Consider the following 695-nt stretch of genomic DNA (forward strand, 5'->3'; position numbering starts at 1 on the left):
GTAAACATTTCTTCCAGAGTGGATGTCGAAGGCGAGTTCGCGATTCGGCTCCAAAATCAATTGATACAAATACGCATCTTGTTTGATGTGCAGTGTGCCACTCTCTCCCGTTGGGGTTGCAATGGTGGTTAACCCTGCATTACGTCCAAAATCTTTTTGCTGGTAGCCCGGTTTATTCCCAAAGGTGTTAGGTTGAATCCAAATTTGCAAAAAGCGTAAAGGGTCTGTTTCTGATGCGTTATATTCGCTGTGGTAAATGCCTTTACCTGCCGACATCAGCTGAAACTCCCCCGCAGGTAACGTTTGTACATTGCCTTCACTGTCTTTGTGCGCAATGACACCTTCTAGCACATAACTGATGATCTCCATGTCGCGGTGACCATGAGTATCAAAGCCTGCGTTGGGTTGAACTAGGTCATCGTTGATGACTCGCAGTTCAGAAAAGCCCATGTGTTTTGGATCGTAATAGCTACCAAAAGAAAACGTATGTTTGCTGTCTAGCCAGCCAAAGTTTGCTCGACCTCGGTCTTCGGCGTGTCTTACGGTGATCATCAGTGCCTCCAGTGTCCGTGGTTAGGAGAATTTTTTGTTTAGGAAGTTATCTAACGCCGTTTTACCTGCGCCAGAAAAGGCCAGTGAAACACTTGCTGCTAGCAGAGCTAGGCCAAATTCGTAGCCGTTGTTTGCCATAAATA

The 695-nt window shown here is 46.2% G+C and carries 1 protein-coding gene and 1 pseudogene; both read right to left on the reverse strand.

Annotated elements, in window-relative coordinates; translation table 11 throughout:
- A partial coding sequence (locus tag R8N49_RS27280) for a pirin family protein (RefSeq protein WP_318190471.1) occupies positions 1–552 on the reverse strand: 552 nt, incomplete at its 3' end.
- 21 nt (positions 553–573) lie between these two features.
- A pseudogene (locus tag R8N49_RS27285) lies at positions 574–695 on the reverse strand (oxidoreductase); the annotation flags it as partial.

The sequence above is a fragment of the Vibrio sp. 1978 genome (genome assembly GCF_033344345.1).